This window comes from Mesorhizobium sp. M1423 (assembly GCF_040317575.1).
Lineage (GTDB): Bacteria > Pseudomonadota > Alphaproteobacteria > Rhizobiales > Rhizobiaceae > Mesorhizobium.
On the sequence record NZ_JAMYKU010000020.1, the window covers coordinates 104,710 to 130,079 of the forward strand.

24 protein-coding genes are annotated in these 25,370 nt (G+C 62.3%); 8 read left to right on the top strand and 16 right to left on the bottom strand.

What is annotated here, in order from left to right:
• Positions 1–10: 10 nt before the first annotated feature.
• From NKG95_RS23640 to NKG95_RS23655, 4 genes are all read right to left on the bottom strand, one after another.
• Positions 11–787: a carboxymuconolactone decarboxylase family protein gene (locus NKG95_RS23640; protein ID WP_502900404.1), complete on the bottom strand. Its 777-nt coding sequence runs from the start codon at positions 785–787 to the stop codon at positions 11–13.
• Between the two features lie 27 nt (positions 788–814).
• The gene (locus tag NKG95_RS23645; protein ID WP_353042699.1) at positions 815–1,273 is read right to left on the bottom strand and encodes a (R)-mandelonitrile lyase; all 459 of its coding nucleotides are present in this window, start codon (positions 1,271–1,273) and stop codon (positions 815–817) included.
• A gap of 105 nt (positions 1,274–1,378) precedes the next feature.
• A complete protein-coding gene (locus tag NKG95_RS23650; protein ID WP_352790302.1) occupies positions 1,379–1,849 on the bottom strand; it encodes a cyclophilin-like fold protein in 471 nt (156 codons plus the stop codon).
• 74 nt (positions 1,850–1,923) lie between these two features.
• Positions 1,924–3,039, bottom strand: coding sequence for an alpha/beta hydrolase (locus NKG95_RS23655; RefSeq protein WP_353042700.1), 1,116 nt, complete (start codon positions 3,037–3,039; stop codon positions 1,924–1,926).
• Positions 3,040–3,433: 394 nt separating this feature from the next.
• Here NKG95_RS23655 and NKG95_RS23660 point away from each other — a divergent pair, with 394 nt between their 5' ends.
• Positions 3,434–4,327 carry a LysR family transcriptional regulator gene (locus NKG95_RS23660; protein ID WP_352640271.1) on the top strand — a complete coding sequence of 298 codons (894 nt, stop codon included), beginning with the start codon at positions 3,434–3,436 and terminating at the stop codon, positions 4,325–4,327.
• A gap of 745 nt (positions 4,328–5,072) precedes the next feature.
• The gene (locus NKG95_RS23665; RefSeq protein WP_352484312.1) at positions 5,073–5,387 is read left to right on the top strand and encodes an antibiotic biosynthesis monooxygenase family protein; all 315 of its coding nucleotides are present in this window, start codon (positions 5,073–5,075) and stop codon (positions 5,385–5,387) included.
• 46 nt (positions 5,388–5,433) lie between these two features.
• Here the strand turns inward: NKG95_RS23665 and NKG95_RS23670 are convergent, their stop codons facing one another.
• Both NKG95_RS23670 and NKG95_RS23675 read right to left on the bottom strand, forming a co-directional pair.
• Positions 5,434–6,576 carry an alpha-hydroxy acid oxidase gene (locus tag NKG95_RS23670; protein ID WP_353042701.1) on the bottom strand — a complete coding sequence of 381 codons (1,143 nt, stop codon included), beginning with the start codon at positions 6,574–6,576 and terminating at the stop codon, positions 5,434–5,436.
• Between the two features lie 78 nt (positions 6,577–6,654).
• A complete protein-coding gene (locus tag NKG95_RS23675) occupies positions 6,655–7,761 on the bottom strand; it encodes a LacI family DNA-binding transcriptional regulator (RefSeq protein ID WP_031193752.1) in 1,107 nt (368 codons plus the stop codon).
• 453 nt (positions 7,762–8,214) lie between these two features.
• On the opposite strand from NKG95_RS23675, the gene NKG95_RS23680 reads away from it, so the two are divergent.
• The 4 genes from NKG95_RS23680 (at position 8,215) to NKG95_RS23695 (ending at position 12,536) form a co-directional block, all read left to right on the top strand.
• Complete coding sequence (locus NKG95_RS23680; RefSeq protein ID WP_352484310.1) at positions 8,215–9,177, top strand: sugar-binding protein; 963 nt, start codon at positions 8,215–8,217, stop codon at positions 9,175–9,177.
• A gap of 113 nt (positions 9,178–9,290) precedes the next feature.
• Positions 9,291–10,835, top strand: coding sequence for a sugar ABC transporter ATP-binding protein (locus NKG95_RS23685; RefSeq protein WP_353042702.1), 1,545 nt, complete (start codon positions 9,291–9,293; stop codon positions 10,833–10,835).
• 23 nt (positions 10,836–10,858) lie between these two features.
• On the top strand, positions 10,859–11,854 hold the full coding sequence (locus NKG95_RS23690; RefSeq protein WP_023677502.1) for an ABC transporter permease: 996 nt from the start codon (positions 10,859–10,861) through the stop codon (positions 11,852–11,854).
• A gap of 151 nt (positions 11,855–12,005) precedes the next feature.
• Positions 12,006–12,536 (top strand): DUF2231 domain-containing protein, encoded by a 531-nt coding sequence (locus NKG95_RS23695; protein WP_353042703.1) that lies wholly within the window; start codon positions 12,006–12,008, stop codon positions 12,534–12,536.
• A 90-nt stretch (positions 12,537–12,626) separates the two neighbouring features.
• Here the strand turns inward: NKG95_RS23695 and phnN are convergent, their stop codons facing one another.
• From phnN to NKG95_RS23740, 9 genes are all read right to left on the bottom strand, one after another.
• Positions 12,627–13,256 carry a phosphonate metabolism protein/1,5-bisphosphokinase (PRPP-forming) PhnN gene (phnN, locus tag NKG95_RS23700; RefSeq protein ID WP_353023392.1) on the bottom strand — a complete coding sequence of 210 codons (630 nt, stop codon included), beginning with the start codon at positions 13,254–13,256 and terminating at the stop codon, positions 12,627–12,629.
• The gene (locus NKG95_RS23705) at positions 13,253–14,392 is read right to left on the bottom strand and encodes an alpha-D-ribose 1-methylphosphonate 5-triphosphate diphosphatase (RefSeq protein WP_353042704.1); all 1,140 of its coding nucleotides are present in this window, start codon (positions 14,390–14,392) and stop codon (positions 13,253–13,255) included. The genes phnN and NKG95_RS23705 overlap by 4 nt, the downstream gene beginning before the upstream one ends.
• 80 nt (positions 14,393–14,472) lie before the next feature.
• Positions 14,473–15,180, bottom strand: coding sequence for a DUF1045 domain-containing protein (locus NKG95_RS23710; protein ID WP_353042705.1), 708 nt, complete (start codon positions 15,178–15,180; stop codon positions 14,473–14,475).
• 152 nt (positions 15,181–15,332) lie between these two features.
• Positions 15,333–16,142 (bottom strand): 5-deoxy-glucuronate isomerase, encoded by an 810-nt coding sequence (gene iolB, locus NKG95_RS23715; protein ID WP_353042706.1) that lies wholly within the window; start codon positions 16,140–16,142, stop codon positions 15,333–15,335.
• A gap of 2 nt (positions 16,143–16,144) precedes the next feature.
• Complete coding sequence (locus tag NKG95_RS23720; protein WP_023718232.1) at positions 16,145–16,363, bottom strand: DUF3329 domain-containing protein; 219 nt, start codon at positions 16,361–16,363, stop codon at positions 16,145–16,147.
• A 42-nt stretch (positions 16,364–16,405) separates the two neighbouring features.
• Positions 16,406–17,323: a myo-inosose-2 dehydratase gene (gene iolE / locus NKG95_RS23725; protein WP_353042707.1), complete on the bottom strand. Its 918-nt coding sequence runs from the start codon at positions 17,321–17,323 to the stop codon at positions 16,406–16,408.
• A 46-nt stretch (positions 17,324–17,369) separates the two neighbouring features.
• Positions 17,370–19,214, bottom strand: a complete 1,845-nt coding sequence (gene iolD, locus NKG95_RS23730; RefSeq protein ID WP_353042708.1) for a 3D-(3,5/4)-trihydroxycyclohexane-1,2-dione acylhydrolase (decyclizing) — start codon at positions 19,212–19,214, stop codon at positions 17,370–17,372.
• Between the two features lie 35 nt (positions 19,215–19,249).
• Positions 19,250–21,184 (bottom strand): bifunctional 5-dehydro-2-deoxygluconokinase/5-dehydro-2-deoxyphosphogluconate aldolase, encoded by a 1,935-nt coding sequence (locus NKG95_RS23735; protein WP_023718235.1) that lies wholly within the window; start codon positions 21,182–21,184, stop codon positions 19,250–19,252.
• A 201-nt stretch (positions 21,185–21,385) separates the two neighbouring features.
• Positions 21,386–22,114: an SDR family NAD(P)-dependent oxidoreductase gene (locus tag NKG95_RS23740; RefSeq protein ID WP_353042709.1), complete on the bottom strand. Its 729-nt coding sequence runs from the start codon at positions 22,112–22,114 to the stop codon at positions 21,386–21,388.
• A 137-nt stretch (positions 22,115–22,251) separates the two neighbouring features.
• On the opposite strand from NKG95_RS23740, the gene NKG95_RS23745 reads away from it, so the two are divergent.
• Entirely contained in the window at positions 22,252–23,145 is an 894-nt protein-coding gene (locus tag NKG95_RS23745) for an AraC family transcriptional regulator (protein ID WP_353042710.1), read from the top strand.
• Here the strand turns inward: NKG95_RS23745 and NKG95_RS23750 are convergent.
• Positions 23,142–23,987 carry a MurR/RpiR family transcriptional regulator gene (locus NKG95_RS23750; protein ID WP_353005821.1) on the bottom strand — a complete coding sequence of 282 codons (846 nt, stop codon included), beginning with the start codon at positions 23,985–23,987 and terminating at the stop codon, positions 23,142–23,144. The genes NKG95_RS23745 and NKG95_RS23750 overlap by 4 nt on opposite strands.
• Positions 23,988–24,139: 152 nt before the next feature.
• Between NKG95_RS23750 and NKG95_RS23755 the strand changes: the two genes are divergently transcribed.
• Positions 24,140–25,249 carry a Gfo/Idh/MocA family protein gene (locus tag NKG95_RS23755; protein WP_023718239.1) on the top strand — a complete coding sequence of 370 codons (1,110 nt, stop codon included), beginning with the start codon at positions 24,140–24,142 and terminating at the stop codon, positions 25,247–25,249.
• Positions 25,250–25,370: the final 121 nt, after the last annotated feature.

Genomic DNA, 25,370 nt, shown 5'->3' on the forward strand with positions numbered 1-25,370 from the left:
CCAGCAGCGTTCAGTTGGCGGAGCGCTTCTCGAACACGGAGCGCGCAACAGCGGCTGCCGAGAAAGCGTTCGGCCATCCGGCGTAGTACGCGAGATGGCTGATGGCTTCGGAGGCTTCCATGCGCATCAGTCCATTATCCATCGCCCGGTTGAGGTGGTAGGGAATCTGCTCGACCTGGCCGGCCGAGATCAGGGCGCTGACCGTCACCAGACTGCGATCGCGCGGGGCGAGATCGGGCCGCAGCCACAGGTCGCGAAACAATACGTCGGTCGTATCCCTCACCAATCCCGGCGATGCCGGTCCCGTGCCTTGCGCGACGCGGGCGGCGCGATCGGCCTCGGCTTTTTCGTCCAGCGGCAGGAAATCAACCATGGCCTTGGGGAGCTGGTCGGGTCCGACACCGCGCGCCGCGAACACCTCCTTCGTGATGCCCGTCGCGGCAACCGCATTGCCCCAGCCGGCATAGAAGGCGAGATGCGTGATAATCTCTGAGATTTCGGCCGGCTTCACCCCATTGTCGAGTGCGAGATGCACCTGCTCCGGCAGGAGAATGTCCTGGTTGCGCGTGATCACGGCAGCGACAGTGACGATGCTGCGATCCCGCAGCGACAGGCCCGGCCTCTTCCAGAGGCCATTTGCAAGCTTCTCATCGGCGTAGCGCTCAAGCGCGGGCGAAACGGTTCGCACGTCTTCGCGGGACAGGCTGCCGGTCTGCGATCCGGTTTGCGCGGCGGTATCGACGGCTCCCATGGAAAGAGCGAGAGCCAGAACGGTCGAGGTTTTCATGATGAAGCCTTTCGTTCCGTTATCCCGTCAGCGGTATTGCTCGTCGGAAACAGGTTCGAGCCAGTCGACGTTCTTGCCGTCCTGCATGTAGCTCAAGGCGATATGCGCCATGGGGCTGATCGCGGTCGCTCCATGCCAGTGCTTCACGCCGGCCGGAATCCAGACCACATCGCCAGGATTGATGCCGCGCCGCTCCTTGCCGTCTTCCTGCACCCAGCCTTGACCGCTCGTGATGATAAGCATCTGGCCTGCCGGATGGGTGTGCCAGACCGTCCGCGCGCCGGGCGCGAAGTTCACCAGTCCAGTGCTCGCCCGCGTAATGTCGGTAGGCGGATAGAGCTGGCTGATGACCGCCTGCCCGGTGAAGTTGTCCGCCGTTCCGATCACGGCCGGCGTGCCGCCGTTCGTACGGATTTCGATGGTCTCGGCCTCGGCCGGCATCAGGCCGGCCGTGCTGATTGCAGCGGCAGCGAGAATCTTCTTCATGTCGGTCTCCTTCTGCGTTTGCAGCTTCTTGCTGTTCTCGGTGAATGATGCGGGTTTTGTCCGACACCCGCGGCATTTGTGCTGATGCGCAGCGGCCTTCCAGGTTCAGGAAAGCATTTCGACGCGCAGCGGATATTCTCCGCGCATCAGAAGCGGCGCCGGTCCCTGGTCTAGTCGCCCGAGCCGGATCAGGCCGCGCGACCAGCGATAGAGACCATGAAACATCGCGAGATTGCCCCAGGGGGCGTAGTAGCAAAGATCGCCAGCTGCCTCGTTCCCGAAGCGACCGCTGCCTTCCTCGGTGAGCTTGCGCGGCAGATAGGCGATCTTCTCGTTGGACGAATAGTCGTCGATCGTCAGGTCCAGCGGCAGCATCGAGACCAGATCGTGCGCTGAAGGATTGTTCTCCAGCGTCGCCGTGAAATCCTGATCTGCAAAAACAAATCTCAGGCGCATTGGGGCTCCTTTCGTACCCGGGGTTGTAGAGGTCTGAGAGCGCACCGAAGAGGGAAGCGCGAAGCTGGCAGCACCTGCCAGCAAGGTGCGGCGTGAAAGCCATGCGGCGTCGCGTGTCATTTAAGGTTTCCCAATCGGTGCGGCCATGTCCATTGCTCCGGCACACGGCCGCACCCTTCGATGCTACGGCCCTGTTATGCAGCCAGATGCTGACCGAAGAAGCTGGTAAGCCTGTCGAACGGAATCAGGTCCACACGGTCGTAGAGATCGACGTGACCGGCGCCCTGGACCCGAACCAGTTCCTTCGGCTCGGCTGCCAGTCTGTAGGCTTCCTCGCTGAATTCCTTCGAATGCGCCTGATCGCCGCTGATGAACAGCATCGGGCGCGGCGAGATCGTCTCGATATCATTGAACGGGTAGAAGTTCATGAACTTGACGTTGCTGGTCAGCGTCGGCTTGGTCGTTATCTGGTCGGAGACACCCGCCGGGGTAAACTCTCCGCGGGATGTCCGATAGAAATCGTAGAACTCACGCTGGATGGGGTGCGTCGAGGCGGTCAGTTCGAGATCAGTTCCGCCCGTATGCTGGATCTGGCCGCCTTCGAATTCGGAGTAGCGCTGCTCGGCGGCCGCCGCGATGATCTGCTTGCGTTGCTCGACGCTTAGCGAGTGATTGAGTGCGTTTCGGTTCGCCGCGCCCATGTCATACATGCTGACCGTGGCGATGGCGCGCATGCGCGGGTCGATCTTGGCGGCGCTGATGACGAAGCTGCCGCTGCCGCAGACACCAATCGCGCCGATGCGATTGCGGTCGACGAACGCGCGTGTTCCAAGGAAATCCACCGCTGCGCTGAACGCTTCTGCATAGACATCCGGCGAAACGATCTGACGGGCTTCGCCTTCGCTCTCGCCCCAGAAGGGCAGGTCGATCGCCATGGCGATGAAACCCTGCTCGGCCATCTTGGTGGCATAGAGGGTCGCGCTTTGCTCTTTCACCGCGCCCATTGGATGGCCGACGACGATGGCCGGATGACGTGCATTGCGGTCAAGGTTCTTGGGAACGAGCAGATTCCCCGCGACATTCATCTGGTATTGGCTCTTGAAGGTGACTTTCTGCAGCGTCACCTGATCGCTCGTATAGAAATTGTTTGCACCGTTGGACATGTCTTGAGCCTTTGCGAAGGTTAGGTTTCCAAGTGACATCGCGCCGAATGCGGCGATGCCTGTTCCGGTCAGCTTCATCAACTCACGCCGGTGGATGTTTCGGGCCGGGGCTTTCTGGTTTGTTGCGTCAGGGATGTTCGTAGGCATCTATGATCTCCTGCAAGGTTAGAGTGGATTTGAGATTGGCCGATCCTGCTGGTCATTCAGGCTTGAGCAGACGCGGCCCATTGCCGGCCAGAATCACGCTGCCGACGAACGCGGCGAAGATTGACATGCCAGCCAGCAGCAGCCCGCCGACCACGGCACCGAGCAGTGGTGATGACCATGCTCGCAGCCACCGCGAAGAGGCCGCTGATCGAAATCGCCTGTCCGGTTGCTACCTGCATCTGCTGTGGCGGCGATCGCCATATGGTTCGGTCCCGCTGAATTGTTGCAATGCAAACCTAGTGGTTTTGCCATAAAACGATTACCCGTCGAAATTGGCATGAACTAATCGACTACATCGAATAATCTGTTGCGAGATGGCAAACGAAGGAAGCTCATGGCCAGAACCGATCTCAACCAATTGACGTGGTTTCAGGCCGTCGCAGAAGAGCGCAGCTTCACCAAGGCAGCGGCAAAGCTCGGCGTCGCGCAATCGACGCTCAGCCACACGATCAAGCAGCTCGAAACACGCATGGGCATACGCCTTCTGACCCGCACGACGCGTAATGTCGCGACGACCGTTGCGGGCGAAAGGCTGCTACAGACGATCACCCCGCGCATTGGTGAAATCGAAGACGAGATCGCAGCGCTGATGGCGTTCCGCGAAAAGCCGTCAGGCTCGATCAGGTTGACCCTGTCCGACCACGCGCTCGAAAGCGTGGTCTGGCCGAAGCTTAAGCCGGTCCTCAGCGCCTATCCCGACATCGGCGTCGAACTGATCCTGGACAGCACCTTCCGCAACATCGTCGAGGAAGGCTTTGACGCCGGTGTCCGGCTTGGAGAGAGCGTCGAGAAAGACATGATCGCGGTCCGCATCGGCCCGGACTGGCGCCTGGTCGCCGTGGCTTCGCCGCGATACTTCGCGGCGCACGGTGTGCCTGTCCATCCGCAGGACCTGATCCGCCATGTCTGCATCAACATGCGCCACGAGACCGCCGGCGGTCTTTATGCCTGGGAATTCGAGAAGGATGGACAGGCGCTGCGTGTCCGTGTGGACGGTCAACTTACCTTCAACAACACCTACGCCATGATCGACGCCGCGGTGAGTGGCTATGGTATCGCCTATGTTCCCGAGAACATCGTGGAGCGGCACGTCGCCTCAGGGTTGCTGGTGCAGGTCCTCGACGACTGGTCGCCCTTCTTCGATGGCTATTTCCTCTATTATCCTAGCCGCCGCCAAAACCTTCCTGCGTTCAAGATTATTGTCGACGCATTGCGGCATCGGGAATGAAGATAGAGGATCTAAACCCGCGCGATTGGCTCACGCCCCATTTGGGAGTGTTCTAGAGGCAATAGGCAGAGTTCTCATCATCGCCCCGATGCGGCGCCATTAAACTCATGCCCACCCCGGGAACATAGGTAACAGAATCTATCGCCTGCGGCCGGAAGATCGCGAGGAGTGAGCGCCATCCCTGCCAAAAGAGCGGTGTCGGCTGAAGCTGCTCAGTCGGCCTGCTTGACCTCCGGACCTGGTTCAGTTGGCGGAACTGGCGTGCAATCTTGGCCGGTGCATTCCTGCACAGGATCGTTCGCCGGCGGGAGACAGTTTTGGCCTTCACAATGAACGGGCGGCTGCACTGTGGCGGCTTCGTTGTTCGGCGGCACAGGCCGATCCTCAGCGCGAACAGCCGGCATTCCAAGGTCGATCATGGCCGTGCACAAGAGCGCAATCCGAAGCACGTTCATTTTCGCCTCCGCAACTGACAGCGAGACGCAGATTATACCTTCGAACTGCGGCCAACATCCTGTCACCCGCGAACGGCGTTAACAGCGCGTTTCATTGCCGGTCGGAAGGGCGTACCGATTGAGATCGAGCGTCGTCCTCTACCTGGCAAAATAGCGCCAGAAACGGGGCATTCGGCCGGAGGTGACTGAAGCCAACCTTCCGATTTTCCTGTACACGTGTTCGAAGGGTTTGAGTGCCTTAGGGCTTTCGCATATTCGAGCTTCTTCAGGTCTTTCACGGGGGAACGTACATGACGGCATTCAACAGCGTCCGCTTCCAGGTCAAGCCGGGTAGTGAAGACGAATTCGTCGAACTGTTCAGCAGCGCTCCGCGCAACTTCGAGGGATTGCGAAAAATGGCTCTCATCAAATCGGGAGATGGCGCCTTCTTCTCGATTGGAGAGTGGGACACTTTCCAGCACATGGTCGATGCCAGGCCCACAATGCTCGGCAATCTTGATCGGTTCCGGCATACGTTGCAGCAGCTTGAAGGCGGATATACGGATGCTGTTTCCGGCGAGGCCGTCTTCGACACGGACGGCAGGAGCGGCGGCCGGTCGGTATAGTGTTCGCACTTCGAAAAGCTTATGCCGTGCGCCACTTCCGGCTGCCTCACCTAAACCGCACATTCCCCCTGGAAAGCTCTGCCACCGACCTGCATCCCATCAGCCGCATGCCGCGTTCGATTTCGGTTCGCATCAGGCCGAGCGCCCGTTCGACGCCGGCCTGTCCGGCGGCTGCCAGCGGGAACAGATAATACCGCCCAACGCCGACGGCCTTGGCACCCAACGACAGGGCTTTCAGCACATGGGTGCCGCGCTGCACGCCGCTGTCGATAATCACGTCGATCTTGTCGCCCACCGCGTCGACGATCTCCGACAGCTGGTCGAAGGGGCTGCGAGAGCCGTCCAACTGCCTGCCGCCATGATTTGAAAGGACAATGCCGGTGCAGCCGATGTCGACCGCCTTTCTGGCATCGGCAACGCTCATGATCCCCTTCAGGCAGAACTGGCCGTTCCAGAAGCGGACCATGTCTTCGACGTCCTTCCAATCCAGCGATGGATCGAGGATCTCCGTGAAATAGCGGCTGATGGAAAGCGCTCCGCCGCCGAGATCGATATGGCCGTCCAATTGCGGCAGGCTGAACTTGTCGTGCGTCAAATAGTCGATGGCCCATCTCGGCTTGATCGCGAACTGCATCATCCCGCCGAGCGTAAGCCGAAAGGGGATGGAAAAGCCGGTCCGCAGGTCACGCTCGCGGTTTCCGCCGGTGACGCTGTCGACGGTCAGCATCATCACCTCGACGCCGGACGCCTTGGCGCGCTCCATCATGGCGTGGTTCAGGCCGCGATCCTTATGGAAATAGAACTGATAAACCTGCGGCGTCCGGTGCTTGCGGACTTCCTCCAGGCTGACCGTCCCAAGCGACGAGACGCCAAACATCGTCCCGAACTTCTCCGCCGCCGCGGCGACGGCGCGCTCGCCGCTATGGTGAAACAGCCGCTGGAGAGCCGTCGGCGAGCAATAGACCGGCATCGCCAGTTTCTGGCCCATGACGGTGACCGACATGTCGATCTGCCCGACACCGGCAAGCACGTTTGGGACGAGGTCGCAGTCCTCGAACGCAGCCGTGTTGCGCCGCAGCGTCGTCTCGTCGTCCGCGCCGCCATCGATATAGTCGAAGATCGGTCCTGGCAGGCGCTGTCTGGCCAGCCTGCGAAAGTCCTGAAAATTATAGCAGCTTTGCAACCTCATAGGGCTCAATCGGATCTATGCGGGGCGCGATGTCAAGCCTATGCAATTGTCGATCGCCGACTATTCCGCCGCCTCGCGTCAGCCCGCCACCGCGCCAACCGACTCCCGCTCCACCAGCGGGCATTCGAGCTTGGTGATGGGATGGCGGCCACGACCGGGAGGGGCGGGGACTTCCAGCTGCTCGATCGCCCATTGCCCCATCGCCATATGCGGCAGGATCGACGTCGTCAGCGGCGGGAACAGATGGCGCGCGATCTCCTCGTCGTCATAGCCGACCACCGAAATATCCTGGGGGATGTGCAGGCTGGCCTCCTTCAGCGCCTCGTAGCAGCCGATCGCGGTGCGGTCGTTCTGGCAGAAGATGGCGGTCGGCCGGTCTTTCAGCGCCAGTAGCTTGATGGTCGCGGCATAGCCGGCGCTCGCCGACCAATCGCCTTCGACGACCAAGGCCGGGTCGAACGGGATGTCGGCTGTCGCCAGCGCCCGGCGGTAGCCCTTCAGCCGGTCCTGCGCCGCCTGCATCCATGGCTCGCCGGTGATGGTGGCGATACGGCGATGGCCATGGCTGATCAGGTGCCGGGTCGAGCTCTGGCCGCCGGCGATCTCGCTCGGCACCACGGCGGGGAAGGCATAGTCGGCGGTGTAGCAGTTGAGCAGGATGACCGGAATGTCGAGGCCGTAGAGATACTCCGGCGCGACGATCTCGCGGGTGAAGATGGTCATGTAGATCAGCGCCGAAATGCCCTGCTTGGTCAGCGCCGCGATGGCCCGGGGCTCCATCACCTCGTCGCCCATGGTCTGCGCCACCAAAAGTACATTGCCAGCGTTCCACGAGGCTTGCCGCGCCCCTTCAATGGCGACGACCGCCTCCGGGCTGGTCGCCAATTGGTCGACGGCGAAGCCGATCACGCCATCCAGCCCGTCAAAAGCGGCAACCGGGGCTCGCAGGGCGGAAAACACCGGCGGCGCATAACTGAGGGCCCGCGCCGCCTCTATCACCCGCTCACGAGTTTGCTGCGATAGCCTGATGCCCGGGGTGTTGTTGAGGACGAACGAAACCGTCGCCTGCGAACAACCGGCGGCCCTGGCGATGTCGGTCATGGTAACGCGGCCTCTGGGGTTTTTCCCGGACGGCTTGCGCCGCCTTGTACCCTCAAGGACGGGATCGCGCAGTGGTTCGTTCATGTCATTCGTCCCTCAAATCTCGCATTTATAAGGTAAAGCGATGCTAATAGATATAAGTGCCGTCTTAAGTGATTTAGTCGCGAATCCGACGTGACAGCGCATTGGGAGGCTCCTTTCTTGTGAGAATCCCGATTAAACTAATACTCTTTACTAATATCCGGCGGCCCTATAACGTCAATCCATCATGCTCGGACGAACATCGGACCCGCGCATGTTCGGAACGTAAGCCAGCCTAGTGGCGGACAGTTCCCGTCAACCGAAGCTCGCCTGCCGTTTCGAGGAAATGTCAGACAAATCGGACTATTTACGAACGACGAATGAGTCTCTAAAGTCGACGATCGCGGCTGGAATGGCGTCGTTCTTCGCTGCCGGAACCCTGAGGAGGAGGGCGTCCAAGCCGCGCCGGCACGTTCATCATCAGCGAAAATTACTGAGTCAAATGGGAGGTTGAATATGAAATCTGCGATACGAAATGCGTCCGTCGCCGCTGCGGCCCTGCTGCTCGGCCTGTCCGTCAGCGCAATTGCGCGGGCCGACGACAAGCCGACACTGGCCTTCGTCGTCAACGGCGCTTCCGATTTCTGGAAGGCTGCCGAAGCCGGGGTCAAGAAGGCTCAAGGCGAATTGCCCAATTACAATCTAGAACTCAAATATCCGGAGCAGTCCTCGGTCGCCATCCAGCAGCGCCTGATGGACGATCTGGTGACGGCCGGTGTTAAGGCGATCATGGTCTCGGCCGTCGACCCCAAGACGTCGACCGACGGGCTGAACAAGATCGCCTCGGAAACGGCGTTGTTCACCACCGACAGCGACGCACCGCAGACCAAGCGTGTCGCCTATATCGGCTCGTCCAATGTCGATGCCGGCAAGCAGGCGGCAGAGATTGCCAAGAAGGCGATGCCAGATGGCGGCAAATGCCTCGGCTTCGTCGGCCTGCTCGGCGCCGACAATGCCAAGGAACGCATCCAGGGCATGAAGGACGGCCTCGCCGGCACCAAGATCGAACTGGTCGACGTGCGTGGCGATGACATCGACCAGGCCCGCGCCAAGAAGAACGTCGAGGACGCGCTGGTCGCCAGCCCCGACGTCACCTGCATGGTCGGCTTCTATTCCTACAACACGCCGCGTATCTATGAGGCGCTGCGCGATGCCGGCAAGCTCGGCCAGATCACCGTCGTTGGCTTCGACGACGATCCGATCACGCTGGGCGGCGTCAAGGAAGGCACCGTCGCCGCCACCGTCGTGCAGCAGCCCTTCGAATGGGCCTATCAGGGAATGAAGCTGATGGCCGCCTATCTCGAAGGCAACAAGTCGGGCGTTCCCGCCGATGGACTGATCATCATCCCGACCAAGATCATCGGCAAGGACGATGTCGACGCCTACGCCGCCAGCCTCAAGGCGATGTCTGGAAACTGAGCAAACTAGGTTGCGCCGGCTCAAGGTTCGCCTTGAGCCGGCGTTCTATTGACGGGCCTCGCGAGGCCCGTCAGTCTGAGTCCAAAACGGCTCACCGGCTGCTGTCAGGCGTGATGAATTATTCCGACCCATCCATCGTTGCATCCACGGACGCTCCGTTCCTGAGCCTCAACGGTGTGCGCAAGACCTATCCCGGCGTTGTCGCGCTGGACGGGTTCTCGATCGAGGTCAGGCCCGGCGAGGTCATCGGCCTGGTCGGCGAAAACGGCGCCGGCAAATCGACGCTGATGAAGATCCTCGGCGGCGTCACCAGGCCGGACACCGGCACCATCATTGTCGATGGCGCCGCCCATGACGGGCTGACTGTCGAGGCCAGCATCGGTTCGGGCATCGCCTTCGTCCACCAGGAACTCAACCTGTTCGAAAACCTCGACGTTGCCGCCAATATCTTCTTCGGCCGCGAACCGCTGCGCGCCGGCCCGCTCAAGCTGGTCGACCGCGCCAGGCTGCGAGCGCTGGCGGCGCCGCTGCTCAAACGCGTGGGCGCCAATTTCTCGGCCGATACGCCGGTATCGGCGCTGTCGCTGGCCCAGCAGCAAATGGTCGAGATCGCCAAGGCGCTGTCGATCAAGGCAAGGCTGGTTATCCTCGACGAGCCGACCTCGAGCCTGCCGATCGCCGAAACCGACAAGCTGCTTGGTGTCATCAAGGCGCTGAAGGCAGACGGCATCAGCGTCATTTTCATCTCACACCGCCTGCACGAGGTCGAGCGCGTCGCCGACCGCGTCGTCGTGCTCAGGGACGGCATGCTCGCCGGAACTTTGCCGAAGAGCGCCATCAATCACGACCAGATGGTCAAGCTGATGATCGGCCGCATGCTCAAGGAGAGGGAGAAGGCCGCAGAATCGGCGCGCCCGCCGGGCTCTGTCGCGCTGTCGGTCAAGGCCATTCGCACCGCCGCCTATCCCGACCGGCCCGTCGACCTCGACGTCAGGCATGGCGAGATCCTCGGCCTTGCCGGTCTCGTCGGCTCCGGTCGGACGGAGCTGGCGCGCGTGCTGTTCGGCATCGACAAGAGCTTTGGCGGCTCGTTCCAGCTTGACGGAAAAGATCTGGTTCTTGGTTCGGCCGCGGACGCAGTGGCCAACGGTATTTTCCTCGTCCCGGAAGACCGCAAGCTGACCGGCATCCTGCTCGATCTGTCGATTGCCCAGAACATCTCGCTGCCCAATCTGCCGGCGCATTCGCGGCGCTCGCTGGTCTCGGCCAGCGCCGAGGCCGCCACCGCCGAGAAACAGAAGACCGATCTGGGCATCAGGGCGCCCTCCGTGCAGACGCGTACCGGCACGCTGTCGGGCGGCAACCAGCAAAAGGTCGTGCTGGCCAAATGGCTGGCGATGAAGCCGAAGGTGATGATCCTCGACGAGCCGACACGCGGCATCGACATTGGCGCCAAGGCCGAGATCTACGGGCTGATGCGGGCGCTGGCCGATGCCGGCGTCGCCGTGCTGATGATCTCCAGCGACATGGAGGAGGTGATCGGTGTTTCCGACCGCATCGCCGTCATGCATGAAGGCCAGATCTCCGGCATTCTCGACAAGGACCGGTTCAGCCAGGAAAACGTGCTGCTGCTGGCGGTCGGCAAGCACCCGAAATAGTTCGCCGGCATTGGGAGAAGACGATGAGCAAGAAAGATCTCGGCCTGCTGATCCTGATCCTGGTGGTCGGCGCGGTGGTGGCGATCATCAACCCGCGCTTCCTGCTGCCGATCAATCTCGCCAACACTTCGAACCTGATCGGGTTGTTCGGCATCCTGTCGATCGGCCAGGCTTTCGTCATCATCACCGGCGGCATCGAATTGTCGGTCGGCTCGGTGGTTGCGCTGCTCGGCGTGCTGTTCATCGACTTCATCGCCACGCGCGGCATGGCCTGGCCGGTCGCCCTGCCGCTGATCCTGGTGCTCGGCGGCATCATCGGGCTGGCGCATGGCTGGCTGATCACCCGGCTCAAATTGCAGCCTTTCGTGGTGACCTTGTGCGGCCTGCTGATCTATCGCGGCGTGGCGCGCTTCTATACCGCCGACGGCACCGCCGGCTTTGCCTTCGGACAGAACTTCCCGGAGCTCGAGTTCCTGACGGCGGGGCGGTCCTGGGGCGTGCCGAACAGTTTCATCGCGCTGATCGTCATCGCCGTCGTCATGTGGGTGGTGCTGCACCGTTCGGTGTTCGGGCGATATCTCTACGCCATCGGCAAGAACGAGGAAGCGGCGAAATATTCCGGCATCCGCACCGGCCGCATCGTCATGGCCGCCTATGTCATCTGCGGCGTGCTGACGGCGCTGTCGGCTATCTATTTCGCCATGTACACACGCTCGATCTCGCCGGCGAGCCACGGCCAGTTCTACGAGCTCTACGCCATCGCGGCAGCGGTGCTCGGCGGCTTCTCGCTGCGCGGCGGCGAAGGCTCGCTGATCGGCGTCCTGCTCGGCACGGTGCTGCTGCAGGAGTTGCAGAACCTCGTCAACCTGCTCGGTATCCCGTCCTCGCTCAACTTCGCCGTGATGGGCGGGGTGATCCTCATCGGCGTTCTGGTCGACCAGCAATGGGGCGTGTTCAGGGCGCGGCGGCGGATGCTGGAAGCCACCCGCAAGGGCGTGGCGGGTGCTGCCGCGGAATGACGCAAAAATAGCTGGATGAAATACGCCGACTGCCATTGGCAGGCATGAAAAGGTCAGCCTGAGCTTCGCGACAGCAGTTCAGGTTAATCTCTATTTGGAACGAAACCCGTATCTGAGCGTTTATTTAAGCTTTGCTACGCGGAGGCGTCCCATGCCCATGAATCCAGTAAGTACCGCAAAGGTAGGAACTCACCCCCTCCACCCGATGCTGATACCTTTTCCTGTCGCGTTTCTTGTCGGTGCCTTTGTCACCGACCTGGTTTTCTGGGGGACTGCCGACGCCTTCTGGGCACGGGCATCGATGTGGCTGATCGGGGCAGCTATCGTAATGGCGCTTCTCGCTGCGACAGCCGGTTTTATCGACTTCCTCAACGAGCCGCGCATTCGCGCCTTGTCCGACGCCTGGTACCACATGCTGGGCAACTTGACCGCGGTCGTTGTGGCTCTGATCAATTTCTACCTTCGCTATGCTCAAGGCGCCGAGGCCGCGGTCCGACCGTGGGGCGCGCTGTTGTCGTTCATAGTGGTCTGCATACTGCTGTTCACCGGCTGGAAGGGCTGGGAGATGGTCTATCGGCATCACGTTGCAGTTCTGGATACACCGGCGGATGCACCAGCGAAGCCTTCGACAACCACTAGCACGGATACTCATCACGCTGGTCGGAACCGGCACGCCGCGTGAGGCCATGATCCCGAACAGTGGATACCGGTTTCCAAAAAGATATGATTAGACAAGTAGCGCCCATCCCGAATGCATCGGATGGGCGCCACTTTAGATAAGGCCCGACATGTCGGAGAAGGCCATGGCCTTGCGCAGCACCTCGGCGAAGCGCTCGCCGGCGGCTTCACGAGGGCCGCTATTGTCGATGGAGGTGACACCCGGTCCGGACAGCGCCACATTGGCGCTGCGCGCCAGCCGTGCCAGCACTTCGCCGCGCGATTCGCGACCGCGCAATGCCAGCCGTTCGGCCAGGATATCCGGTGTAGCCGTGATCTCGACGACAGCCAGATTGGCGTAGCGGTCCCGCAGTGTCGGGATGATCGCGCGCGAGACGTTGGCGATCGCGACACGGCCGTTGGAGACTGACCAGTCGACTTCGGCCGGGATGCCATAGCGCAGGCCATGCGCCTCCCAGGAAATCGCGAAGGCGCCATCCGCTTCGGCCTCGACGAAGGCAGCGTCGGCTAGCGTATCGTGATCCTCGGTGGCCGCATCGCTCGGCCGGGTGATCACCCGGCGAACGAACTCCAGCCGACTCTCGTCGGCAAACATGGCGCGCGCATAGCCGATCACCGTGTCCTTGCCGGCACCGCTCGGTCCGACGACGGCGACGAAGACGCCGTCGCGGATTGGAAATCCCGCGGCGGACAATTCACGCTCGACCGATGCCGACACCATCATGCGACCCGCCGTCCCTGCCGCCACACCGTGCGGACAACCGGGACGTGATCGTCGACGCGCACGCGAACCAGATCGGCGCGCCGGCCGGGCTCGATGACACCGCGATCGGTGAGGCCGACCGCCTCGGCCGGGTTCTTCGACACCATCGCCACTGCCTGAGGCAACGAGATGCCCTCGACCACGTCGCCGAGGAAAAAGGCCGACTGGATCAGGCTGAACGGAATGTAGTCCGATGACAGGATATCGAGCAGGCCGTCGCCGGCCAGTGTGCGGGCCGAGACATTGCCCGAATGCGAAGCGCCGCGCATGACGTTCGGCGCGCCCATCAAAACGCCGAGCCCTGCCTCTTTCGAAGCCCGAGCCGCCTCCTCGGTGGTCGGGAACTCGGCGACACGGACGCCTTGCTCGATCGCTTCGTCGACATGGCTGACGGTTGCGTCGTCATGGCTGGCGAGCACGATACCGCGCTCTTGGCAGGCAGCGGCGATGAAGCTGCGGTTCGGGCTCGAGTTCTTTGCCGATTCCGCCATCCGTTTTTCGCAGAATTTCTGGAAATCGTGATCGGTCAGCTTCAGCTTGCGCTGGTAGTAATAAGCATAGGTTTCGAGATCGACGAATTGCCGCTGTCCCGGCGCGTGGTCCATCAGCGACGCCAGCCTGACCCGCTCGTCGCCGTCGAAATTGGCGAAGGCTGTGAGGCAGTCCGGCGCCGAAACCTCGCAGCGCAGATGGATGAAATGGTCGGCCCTGAGCCGGTCCTGCTGGACGCTGTCCTCAATCGCCTCGGCCAGCTTGCGTATGTCGGCCGCCGTCAGGTCGGCGTCCTCGTCCATGCCGACGCGCAAGGCGTCGAGCACGGTGGTGATGCCGGCGGTTGCCACCTGCGCGTCATGGGCGAGCACCGCGGCGATCGGGTTCCAGCGCACTTTCGGCCGTGGCGCGTAATGGCCTTCGAGATGGTCGGTGTGGAGCTCGACCAGCCCAGGGATGATGAAGTCGCCGCCCATGTCCTTGCCGCTGCGGCCAGCGCCGGGAGCAATGTCGGCGATCACGCCGTCGCGCAGCACGATCGACCCTTCGACGATCTGGTCGGCAAGCACGATGCGGGCGTTGTCAAGAACGGTCTCGGCGGTCATTTCAGGCAGTCCTCGGAGCATTTTGCAGCCAACTGAAAATGGATTGGCGTCGCACAATGCGGTTAAAGCAAATAGTCATCTCAGGCAGTTCTTCTGGCCGGGCGGCGCCCGAGCGCGTGATGGGACAGCACCATGAACGGCGCACCCGGCTCAGTTTCGACAAACAGCGTCAGCGCGTCCACCGGCACCGGCCGTTGCAGCACGTCCGCAAACAGGCTGTCGATTGCTAGGCGAAGACGAGGGCTTTCCTGTGACGACACCCGGCCGGACAGGGTCATATGGAAACGAAACGTCTCGAAGACATAGGGGTAGCCCCATTGGCAGAGATTGCGGAACTCATCGGGCTTCAGCGAGTCGGGGCTGCGGCGTTCAATCTCCGCGTCTGTCAGCGGCGCGCGAAAGCGGTCGAAGCCGCGCACCACATCATCGGCGAAACGGTTGAGCCCCGGCAGCGGTGCTTCCGGCGCGAGCGCGAAAAAGCTGTCGATCTGGCTGACGACGAGACGCGGGACCGTCACCGCCGGCGTCGCCTCGGCAAAATCATCGAGTGCGGCGCGAAGCGAGGCCTCCGTCTCGTTTGAAGCCAGCCGGAAGGGCGCCTTCAGCGTCGCATGAAAGCCGTAGCGGCGCGCCGAGGCGGTATGGAAGGCAACTTCCGCTGCCGACAACTCGCCCACCGCCTCGACCGGCCTCGTGGCGGCACCGAAGGGATCACGGCCGAGCCAATTGGCGGCGATCCGCGCCAGCGGTTCGTCCTGCAGGGGGGTGAAATAGATCGCGTAGCGCATCGAAGTTCCTCGTCAGCCCCGCTGCCATAGGCGATTTGCATGACGAAATGACGAAGCTTTGCAGCGTTTTCGGTAACAAAACGACACAGCCTGGTCATTAGCCGACGATTTTTTCGGCTTGGACCAGCGGTTGAGAAGCGAAGGGGAAACGGTCAGGCCATCAGCCATTCGTGCTCGGGCGCGTTGTGGAATTTCCACGTCCGCTTCGGTCCGGCCATGACGTTGAGATAATAGAGATCATAGCCGTGGCAGGCGGCGCAGGGGTGATAACCCTTGGGTACCAGCACGACGTCGCCGTCCTCGATCGCCATCGCCTCGTCGAGCGAACGAGAGCCGTTCTGGTCGGCATCGGTGTAGACGCGCTGGAAAGCAAAGCCCTGCGGCGGGTTGAGGCGGTGGTAATAGGTCTCTTCGAGATAGGATTCGGCCGGCAGATTGTCCTGGTCGTGCTTGTGCGGCGGATAGCTCGATGTGTGGCCGCCGGGCGTGATGACCTCGACCACCAGCAGGGAATCGGCCGGCTCGCCCTCCGGCAGGACGTTGGTGACGTAGCGCGTGTTGGTGCCTTTGCCGCGGGTCTCCTGGCCGAGATCCTTCGGCGCAATGATGCGGACCGGCAGACCGCCGCCAAGCCCCGGCGCCGAGCACACGGCGAGTTCGAGATCGGTATCGGCGCTCACCGACCACTCCGAGCCCTGCGGCACATAGACCGACCACGGCTTGCCCTCGAACGGCGACATGCGTTCGCCCAGGAGCCCGAGATCCTTGCCGCCGGCCTTGACCTTGCCCTTGCCGGTGACGAATACCAGACAGACCTCACGATCCGCGGTTTGCCCGGAAGCGGTGTCGCCGGGCCTCAGCCGATGCAGATCGAAGCCGACATAGGTCCAGCCGGCGTTTTGCGGCGTCACATGGGCTATGCGGCCGCGGCCCTTATTGGCTTTGACGAGCAGCTTCGACATGGTCATTCCTTCGGTTTGGCGTTTGCCGATGGCTTGTCTTCGTCGGCCGGTTTGTAGAGGTAGAAAAACTGCCAGACCGCATAGCCGGCGAAGCCGAGCGCGATCACGCCCCAGAACGGCGTGCCGGTAGCGAATTCGATCACCGACCAGACCAGGCAGACCGCGACAATGGCGACGCGCCGCCACAAAGGCCGGAAAAACGGGTGCTCGGAGTCTTTCATCGGATAAACGCCGGCATAGGATCAGCCCTTCCTCGCGAACTCTCAAGCATTGGGAAAGCCCTGTGTCTCAACCGTATAGCCGGCCGCCGTCATCACCCGCATCAATTCCTTGTAGCCGACCTGTGCCATCTTGAGTGGCGGGTTCTTCTTCGGATCCTGCTCGGCCTCGACCACGAACCAGCCTTCATAGCCGTGGTTGGAGAGCCTCTGGACGATGGCGCCAAAATCCAGCGATCCATCTCCCGGCACGGTGAAGGCACCAAGTGCTACCGCGTCGAGGAAGGATTGCTTGTTGCGATCCAGCTTTTGGATCACCTGCATGCGTACGTCCTTGACATGCACGTGGTTGATGCGCCGGTGGTGGTTGTCTATCGCGCGCAGCACATCGCCGCCGGCAAAGGCCAGGTGACCGGCATCGAGCAGCAGCGGAATGCCCTCTCCCGAATAGCGCATGAAAGCGTCGAGCTCCGGCTCGGTCTCGATCACCGCCGCCATATGATGATGGTAGGAGAGCGGCATGCCTTGCCCGGCACACCATTCGCCGAACTCGGTTAGCCGCCTGGCGTAGGCTTTCATCTCATCGTCCGAAAGCCTCGGCTTGGTGGCGAGCGGCTTGGAGCGGTCGCCCTGGATGGAGCGGCCGACTTCACCATAGACGATGCAAGGCGCATTCACCGCCTTGAACAGGTCGATCATCGGCTGGATGCGATCCTTGTTTTTCGCCATGTCTTGGTCGACCAGCGTTCCCGAGAACCAACCGCCGCAAAGCGTCACATCGGCCTGCCTGAGGATCGGCAGCATGATTTTCGGATCGTTGGGAAAGCGGCGGCCCATTTCCATGCCGGTGAAACCAGCCGAACGCGATTGGCGCAAGCACTCCTCCAGCGACACATCATCGCTGAGTTCGGCAAGATCGTCGTTCCACCATGCAATCGGGGACATGCCCAGTTTGGCTTTCAAGTCGTCACTCCAATTTCTGACATTCGAGGCGGCGTTGGCGGGCGCGTTAAAACCGCCGCCCGCTCAGCGCTTCCTCATATTTCTTGCGCGCCGCGTTCACTTGCGGCCGTGCCGAGACTTCCGGCACTGCGACATCCCACCAGCTTCCACCGGCCTCGGTCGAAGCCAGCGGGTCGGTGTCGATGACCAGCACGGTCGTTCGCGTATTCTTCTTCGCTTGCGCCAGGGCCGTTTCCAGCCCGGCGATCGACGCCACTTTTTCGGCAATCGCACCCATGCTTGCAGCATGCGCGGCGAAGTCGATCTCGGGCAAGGTCTCGTGACGAGCGTCCTTCAGCAAATTGTTGAAGTTGGCGCCGCCGGTCGCCATCTGCAGCCGGTTGATGCAGCCATAGCCGCGGTTGTCGAGCAGCACGATGGTCAGCTTGAGGCCGAGCATCACCGACGTAGCGACCTCGGAATTGAGCATCAGGTAGGAGCCGTCGCCGATCATCACCACAACCTCCTCGTCGGGCTTGGCCATCTTGACGCCAAGCCCGCCGGCGATTTCGTAGCCCATGGTCGAGAAGCCGTATTCGGCATGATAGGAGCCGGGCGCGCCCGCCTGCCATAGCTTGTGCAATTCGCCGGGCAAGCCGCCGGCGGCATGGAGCAGTACCACGCCGGAGCCCATGCCGCGCTGTACGGCGCCGATCACCTGCGCGTCGGACGGATAGGCGGCATTGGTCGACGCCGTCACCTTGCCGGCATCCGCCTGCCAGTCCTTCTTGCCGCTGATCGCATTGTCGGTCCAGCCAGAAGGAGCTTTCCAGCCTTTCAGCGCCGCACCGAGTTCGGCGAGCCCTTCAGCCGCATCGGCGACCAGCGGCAGCGCCTGGTGCTTTCCGGCATCGAAAGGCTGGACGTTGAGCCCGATCATGGTCTTGCCGGAATTCTTGAACAACGCCCAGGAGCCAGTGGTGAAATCCTGCAGCCTGGTGCCGACGGCAAGCACGACGTCGGCCTCTTCGGCCAGCCTGTTGGCAGCCGAAGTGCCGGTAACGCCGACCGCCGCCATGTTCAGCGGATGATCGTCGGGCAGCGAGGATTTGCCGCCTTGCGTCTCGCACACCGGAATGCCAGCGTCTTGCGCCAGCTTCGCCAATTCATCCGACGCTTGCGAATAGAGCACGCCACCGCCGGCAATCACCAATGGCTTCTTCGCGCTCTTCAGCGCCGCCACTGCAGCTGCTAACTCTTGGCGGTCCGGGCGCGCTCGCCGCTGGGTCCAGAGCCGCTCGGCAAAGAAACTCTCGGGATAATCATAGGCCTCGGCCTGCACGTCCTGGCACAGCGCCAGCGTTACCGGGCCACACTCAGCCGGATCGGTCAGCACCTGCATGGCGCGGTTGAGCGCCGGCATGATCTGCTCCGGCCGGGTGATGCGGTCGAAATAGCGCGACACCGGCCGGAGGCAGTCATTGACCGTCGCCGTACCGTCGGAAAAATCCTCGGCTTGCTGCAGGACGGGATCGGGAATGCGATTGGCGAAGACGTCGCCGGGCAGAAACAGGACAGGCAACCTGTTTACATGCGCAAGTGCTGCCGCCGTCACCATATTCAGCGCGCCAGGGCCGATCGAACTGGTCGCCGCCATGAAGCGGCGGCGGAAATTGGCCTTGGCATAGGCGATCGCCGCATGCGCCATCGCTTGCTCGTTATGGGCACGGAACGTCGGCAATTCGTCGCGGACCTGGTAGAGCGCCTCGCCGACGCCGGCGACATTGCCGTGGCCGAAGATTGCCCAGACGCCGCCGAAGATCGGCACTTTCTTGCCGTCGACCTCGGCCATCTGTTGGGCAAGAAAGCGGGTCAGCGCCTGCGCCATCGTCAGGCGGATTGTCTTGGTCATGTCGTTTTCCTCCGCAGTCATTATGCCGCGCCTTCTTATGCTGCTTTGCGGCCGCGCACGGCAAGCCATGCCTCGGTCAGCCTCTCGAAGCGCGACGCCATGTCGGCAACCGCCTCATCGTCCGACATCTTGCCGGCAAGCCATTGTTCGGCCGCGTTGATGAAGATGGTACGGCCGACAGCGAAACCCTTGACGATGGGCGCCTTGGCGGTGGCGGCGAAGGCCGCTTCCAATTCGTCCTGCGGTGCTTCCAAACCCAGCAGTACAATCCCGCGGCACCACGGATCGTTCTTCAGGATCACCGCCTCGATCTTTGCCCATGCGCCGGTCGATGCCTGCGGTTCGAGCTTCCACCAGTCGGGCTTGATGCCGAGTGCGTAGAGTTCCTCAAGCGCCCGCGGGATGGTCATGTCGTCGAGCTTGCCGTGCTTCCCGGCGATGATCTCGACCAGAAGTTCTCTCCCCACTTTCCGCGCGGCCTCGAACAAAGCGCGCAGTTTCTGCTGCTGTTCGCTCTTCAGCGCCGCGGGATCGTCGGGATGATAGAAGCACAGGCATTTGATGCAGTGGTCGACCGGCCATTCGGTCAGTTGCGAGCCTATGTCTTGCGAGAACTCGAAGCGAAGCGGCCGCGAACCCGGCAACTCGACCGGCCGGCCGAGCCAGGCGAAGGAATGGTGGGCGAATTCGAACATCGCCTCGCGCCCGTATTTTTCGTCGAGCAGCATGCCATAGCCGCCGCGGCCAGCCGCGACCTTTGCCGCAGCCTTGACCGTCAGCACCTTGAAAGCCGGGATTCGCGACGGATCGGCGCCGGCCTTTGCCGCGACGTCCTCCAGCTGGACGCGGTGGTCGCAGGCGAACGCCATCAGAGAGGGGATGTCGCGCCGGCGCGTGGTCGCCCAATGGATGTGGTTGATCGCCTCGTCCTTGCGCAGCGCCAGATGCTTGCTGCCGTTTTTCAGGAAGAACTGCAATTCCTCGAAAGTCGGGTATTCAGGTGCGCAGAGCAGCCGCGATACGGCAAAGGCGCCGCAGGCATTGGCCCAGGTCGCGGCCGTCGCCAGGCTTTCCTCGCCGAGCCAGCCGCGCAGGAAGCCCGACATGAAAGCGTCGCCGGCGCCGAGCACATTGTAGACCTCGATCGGAAACCCCTTGCCGACGATACCGTCCTCGAGATCGTCGCTGATCGGCCCGTCATAGACGATGCAGCCCATGGCACCGCGCTTCAGCACTATGGTCGCCGTCGACAGCGAGCGGATGGTTTTCAGCGCGCTCAGACAATCGTCTGCGCCGGAGGCGATCATGATCTCCTCTTCGGTGCCGACGATGAGATCGCAGTCGGGCAGCACCGTCTTCAACTGCGCCGAGACGCGGTCGGATTTCACATAGCGCTCGAAGCCTTCGGCATGGCCGGCGAGGCCCCACAGGTTAGGGCGGTAGTCGATGTCGAACACCACCTTGCCGCCCTTGGCCTTCATGACACGGATCGCCTTGCGTTGCGCGGCGTCGCTGTTGGGCCGTGAAAAATGCGTGCCGGTGACGACGACCGCGCGTGCTGAAGCAATGAAGGCCTCATCGATATCGTCTTCCGAAAGCGCCATGTCGGCGCAATCGCTGCGATAGAAGATCATCGGCGAGACGCCCTCATCCTCGACCGACAGCAGCACCAGGGCAGTCAGCCGCTCCGGATCGGTCTTGAGGCCTTGGACCGAAACGCCCTCGCGGGTCAGCTGCTCGCGGATGAAGCGGCCCATCTGCTCATTGCCGACGCGGGTGAGCAACGCCGAGCGCAGGCCGAGCCTGGCAGTGCCGACTGCGATATTGGCTGGACAGCCGCCGACCGACTTGGCAAAGGAGGTGATATCTTCCAGGCGCGAGCCGATCTGCTGGCCGTAGAGATCGACGGACGCACGGCCGATCGTGATGATGTCGAGCGGCGCATGTCTCGCTTCCACGGCTTCGCCCATTCGAACCTCCCATCGGCTTTGTTGTCTTGGGTAACACGCGCGAGCGGCAGCGTGGCGCCGGTAATATGAAATAATAATTCCAATCCATAGTCAATATGGAACGAGCATTCCCAAGGCCGAAAAGTGCTCTGCAAAGGCCGGCGCGGTGAGAAACTTTGAAGTCAGACGAACGTCAAGCGTCTGCCGCTGAAACCAGCTGATTTACCAAGGAAGCGGGCCGTCATCGTTGAAGTACCCGGCGGTCGGGCCATTGGCGTCCAGGGTCGCCAGGTGAATGACGATCTCGGCTGCCTGCTGCACCGTGCGCTGACCTTTATACCCATTGAGATCGGTGGCGGTATAGCCGGGCGCCGCGGCGTTGACCTTGATGCCCTGGAGCGCGAGCTCCCTGGCGAAGCCCACGGTGATGGCGTTCAAGGCTGTCTTGGAGCTGCCGTAGCCCATCATATTGACGGCGTGATTCGCGGTGGCGGGATCGAGCGCCCGGCCGATGGATCCGGTGGAGCTGCTCACCATCACGATACGGGCAGCAGGTGCTGCCAGCAGCAGCGGCAGGAATGCCTGTGTCACGCGGATCGGGCCGAAGACATTGACGTCGTAGGTGGCCTGGATGTCGGCGATCCGCTGCTGGCTCGGCGGCAGGTCGTAATTGATGGCGACGCCGGCGTTGTTCACCAGCACGTCGAGGCAGGGGCTGGCCTGCCCGAGCGCCTTGGCTGCCGCCTTCACACTGTCATCCCTCGTGACGTCCAGCTCAAGCCACTCTGCGTCGAGGCCTTCCGCGCACAATGCCTGCGCCGCCGCCATGCCGCGTTCGGCGCTCCTGGCGCCGAGCCAGACCTTGAAGCCCATGGTCGCCAGTCGCCGGGCGATTTCGCGGCCTATACCCTTGTTGGCGCCGGTCACCAGCGCGGTCGTCGAAGTCGTCATTTCGGTGTCTCCATTTTTCTTGTGGAAGACCCACAAATGGCGCGAGGCAGCGGGCGCCGCGCGCCGGAAATTCTCAGGCTCTTGCCTAATCCTCTCACGCTGTTGCGCGGCCAGCGTGAATGCGCGATGCTGGCGCAATGAACGAGGCGCTGCAGGAGTTGATCGAGATCGCCGGCCGCCATGCGCGCGGGCGACGAACAAGAACGGCGGTTCCCCGCGTTTCGATCGGCCGCAGCGACGTCGCCACGGCACCATTGCCGGGTGTGTGGGGGTCGGGGATCTTATTCGTATTGCAGGGCGCAAAGACGGTCCTGATCGGCTCCCGGGCTCTTCGTTACAAGCCGGCCAGCTATTTCATCTACACTGTCGAGACGCCCACTATCAGCCAGATAGTCGAAGCGAGCGCGGCGCGTCCTTATCTGGCCATTGGCTTGACCCTTGACCTGCAAGCCGTCGCCGCGCTCCTCGTCGAGCACGCGCCAGCCCTCGGTGGCGACAGTTTCTTCTCCACCACTCCCGTTGATGACGATCTGCTCGACGCGTTGCGTCGAATGATGCGGTTGCTTGACCGGCCAGCGGAGATTCCCGTGCTCGCGACCATGCTCGAGCGGGAGATGCTGTTTCGGCTCCTGCAAGGCCCCCAGGGCGGAAAGCTTCGTGAACTTGCGCGCGCCGATGGCCATCTGTCCCGGATCGGCAGGGCGATCGCCTGGATCCGTTCGCACCCCCATCAGCCGGTCCGGGTTGGGGATCTGGCCGAGATCGCCCATATGAGCAGTGCTGCGTTTTATCGTCACTTCAAGGCGGCGACGGCCATGAGCCCAATCCAGTATCAAAAGCAAATCCGCTTGCTGGAAGCCCGCCATCTGCTGATTGCCCAGCCGGGCAACGTGGCGCGTGTCGCCTTCGCTGTCGGCTATGAGAGTGCTTCCCAGTTCAGCCGGGAGTATGCCCGCCAGTTCGGGTCGCCGCCTGCCCGCGACGCAGCGCGGCTTTTGGCAGAAGGCGAAACGGCAATAGAGGTGATCTAGGCCTTGCGCTTGCGGCCGCTATCGCGCCGCTTCTCGCCGACGGCAACGGTCAGCGCCATGGCCAAAGCCATCGTCGCCGACAGCGAGCGGAAGCCGGCGAAATCGGCCTCGGCGACCTCGAACCAGACCCTGGCGAATTGGGCGAGCGGCGAAAAGGAGCTGTCGGTGATCGCCACGATCGGCACGCCTTGCTCCGAAATGACGCGCGCCTCCTCGATGGTGGCCGGGGCATAGGGCGAAAAGCTGATGGCGATCACGGCATCCCTTGGAGAGGCAAAGCCGATCATCTCCGCGTTCAGGCCGGCGGCCGATTCGATCAGCTGGTTGCGGATCTTGAGCTTGCCCAATGCATAGGCGATATAGGAGGCGACCGGGTAGGAGCGTCGCTTGGCCAGCAGGTAAATGGTTTCCGCCTTGGCCAGCACGGCGATCGCATCTTCGAAATGGTCTTCATTCAGCGTGCGCGAAATGTCGTTGAGCGAGGTGCTGGCTGCGGCGACAAAACCGTCGAAGATCGCCCGGTGGCCGGCGCCTTCCTCGGCCTTGGCGCGCAATGCGGCCAGCCTTTCATCATAGGACGAGTTGCGCTCGCGCAGGCGCTCGCGAAACACCAGCTGCAGGCTGGTGAAACCGTCAAAACCAAGCTGCTGAGCAAAGCGGATCAGGGTCGAAGGCTGGACACCGGCCGAAGCGGCGATGCTGGCAGCGGTGCCGAAGGCGATATCGTCTGGGTTGTCGAGCGCATAGGCGGCGATCTGGGCGATACGTTTCGGCAGGCTCTGACGCCGCTCCAGGATCGTCGCCCGCAGCGTTTCGAAATCGCGCGGCACCCGTTCGTCCATCGTAGCTCCGCCCAGGCTCATCGTCGGTTCCCTCTGTGCCCCATCATAGCGGGCCTGTGCAAGAACACCATAAAAAATGAGACAAGCGTTCCATTTGCGAACAAAATGGATTAATTCATCCACACAAAATTTGCACAGAGGGAGGCAAGCGGATGGTCGGGGTAGGTCTTATCGGCACGGGCTTCATGGGCAAGTGCCACGCCATTGCCTGGAACGCGGTCGGCACCGTCTTTCCCGATGTCGACAAGCCAAGGCTGGTCCATCTGGGCGAGGTCAACGAGGACCTTGCCAAACGCCGTGCCAGCGAATTCGGCTTCGCCAAGGCCTCCGGCGACTGGCGCGCAGTGGTCGACGATCCCGACGTCGATGTCATCTCGTTGACTACGCCGAACCAGTTCCACCCGGAAATGGCCATCGCCATCCTCGAAGCCGGCAAGCATCTGTGGTGTGAAAAACCGATGGCGCCAAGTTTTGCGGAGGCGCAAGCGATGGCTGCGGCCGCGCGGAAATCCGGCAAGGTTGCCGCGCTGGGCTATAACTATATTCAGAACCCGGCGATCCGCCATATCGGCGCGCTGCTCGACGAGAAGATCATCGGCGAGGTCAACCATCTGCGTATCGAGATGGACGAGGACTTCATGGCCGATCCGGAGGCGCTGTTCTTCTGGAAGCACGAGGCGGCGTCCGGTTACGGCGCGCTCGACGATTTCGCCGTGCATCCGCTGTCGCTCATAGCGGTACTGTTCGGCCGCGTCGCCCGAGTCATGTGCGACATGGCCAGGCCCTATGCCGAACGCCGCGTCGCCTCGGGCGGGCGCCGCGCCGTCGAGACCTATGACATCGCCAGCATCCTGATGCATCTCGAAAACGGCATTGCCGGCACGTTGCTGGTCAACCGTTCGGCCTGGGGCCGCAAGGGCCGGATCGCCATCCAGATTTTTGGTTCGAAGGGCTCGATCCTGTACGACCAGGAGCGGATGAACGAGTTCCAGCTCTATCTGACAGCCGACCGACCGACGGAGCAAGGCTATCGGACAGTCCTGGTTGCCCCGCACCACAGGCCTTACGACGCCTTCCTGCCGGCGCCCGGCCACGGCCTTGGCTTTAATGACCTCAAGATCATCGAATGCCGGGAACTGTTGACGCGACTTGCCGGCAAGCCGGCGCGGATCATCGACTTCGACGAAGGCCTGGAGATCGAGCGCACCGTGCATGCGATGGCGCGCTCATTCGCGGAACAGCGCTGGATCGCTGTGCGGTAGTAAGCCCGGCGTTGGCTTCCCCTTCTCCCCTTGAGAGGCCTTTGCAGAGAAGGCGCATAGATATGCGATTTGAGGCATATATGCTTTTTTGAGCGTCGGAGAGCGCTGCTTGGCCGTTCAG

What these genes read in the sequence shown, in the direction of transcription:
- NKG95_RS23640 (WP_502900404.1), bottom strand. Translation starts at nt 787, where the DNA reads ATGAAAACCTCGACCGTTCTGGCTCTCGCTCTTTCCATGGGAGCCGTC.
- NKG95_RS23645 (WP_353042699.1), bottom strand. Translation starts at nt 1,273, where the DNA reads ATGAAGAAGATTCTCGCTGCCGCTGCAATCAGCACGGCCGGCCTGATG.
- NKG95_RS23650 (WP_352790302.1), bottom strand. Translation starts at nt 1,849, where the DNA reads ATGACACGCGACGCCGCATGGCTTTCACGCCGCACCTTGCTGGCAGGT.
- NKG95_RS23655 (WP_353042700.1), bottom strand. Translation starts at nt 3,039, where the DNA reads ATGCCTACGAACATCCCTGACGCAACAAACCAGAAAGCCCCGGCCCGA.
- NKG95_RS23660 (WP_352640271.1), top strand. Translation starts at nt 3,434, where the DNA reads ATGGCCAGAACCGATCTCAACCAATTGACGTGGTTTCAGGCCGTCGCA.
- NKG95_RS23665 (WP_352484312.1), top strand. Translation starts at nt 5,073, where the DNA reads ATGACGGCATTCAACAGCGTCCGCTTCCAGGTCAAGCCGGGTAGTGAA.
- NKG95_RS23670 (WP_353042701.1), bottom strand. Translation starts at nt 6,576, where the DNA reads ATGAGGTTGCAAAGCTGCTATAATTTTCAGGACTTTCGCAGGCTGGCC.
- NKG95_RS23675 (WP_031193752.1), bottom strand. Translation starts at nt 7,761, where the DNA reads ATGAACGAACCACTGCGCGATCCCGTCCTTGAGGGTACAAGGCGGCGC.
- NKG95_RS23680 (WP_352484310.1), top strand. Translation starts at nt 8,215, where the DNA reads ATGAAATCTGCGATACGAAATGCGTCCGTCGCCGCTGCGGCCCTGCTG.
- NKG95_RS23685 (WP_353042702.1), top strand. Translation starts at nt 9,291, where the DNA reads ATGAATTATTCCGACCCATCCATCGTTGCATCCACGGACGCTCCGTTC.
- NKG95_RS23690 (WP_023677502.1), top strand. Translation starts at nt 10,859, where the DNA reads ATGAGCAAGAAAGATCTCGGCCTGCTGATCCTGATCCTGGTGGTCGGC.
- NKG95_RS23695 (WP_353042703.1), top strand. Translation starts at nt 12,006, where the DNA reads ATGCCCATGAATCCAGTAAGTACCGCAAAGGTAGGAACTCACCCCCTC.
- phnN (WP_353023392.1), bottom strand. Translation starts at nt 13,256, where the DNA reads ATGATGGTGTCGGCATCGGTCGAGCGTGAATTGTCCGCCGCGGGATTT.
- NKG95_RS23705 (WP_353042704.1), bottom strand. Translation starts at nt 14,392, where the DNA reads ATGACCGCCGAGACCGTTCTTGACAACGCCCGCATCGTGCTTGCCGAC.
- NKG95_RS23710 (WP_353042705.1), bottom strand. Translation starts at nt 15,180, where the DNA reads ATGCGCTACGCGATCTATTTCACCCCCCTGCAGGACGAACCGCTGGCG.
- iolB (WP_353042706.1), bottom strand. Translation starts at nt 16,142, where the DNA reads ATGTCGAAGCTGCTCGTCAAAGCCAATAAGGGCCGCGGCCGCATAGCC.
- NKG95_RS23720 (WP_023718232.1), bottom strand. Translation starts at nt 16,363, where the DNA reads ATGAAAGACTCCGAGCACCCGTTTTTCCGGCCTTTGTGGCGGCGCGTC.
- iolD (WP_353042708.1), bottom strand. Translation starts at nt 19,214, where the DNA reads ATGACCAAGACAATCCGCCTGACGATGGCGCAGGCGCTGACCCGCTTT.
- NKG95_RS23735 (WP_023718235.1), bottom strand. Translation starts at nt 21,184, where the DNA reads ATGGGCGAAGCCGTGGAAGCGAGACATGCGCCGCTCGACATCATCACG.
- NKG95_RS23740 (WP_353042709.1), bottom strand. Translation starts at nt 22,114, where the DNA reads ATGACGACTTCGACGACCGCGCTGGTGACCGGCGCCAACAAGGGTATA.
- NKG95_RS23745 (WP_353042710.1), top strand. Translation starts at nt 22,252, where the DNA reads ATGAACGAGGCGCTGCAGGAGTTGATCGAGATCGCCGGCCGCCATGCG.
- NKG95_RS23750 (WP_353005821.1), bottom strand. Translation starts at nt 23,987, where the DNA reads ATGGACGAACGGGTGCCGCGCGATTTCGAAACGCTGCGGGCGACGATC.
- NKG95_RS23755 (WP_023718239.1), top strand. Translation starts at nt 24,140, where the DNA reads ATGGTCGGGGTAGGTCTTATCGGCACGGGCTTCATGGGCAAGTGCCAC.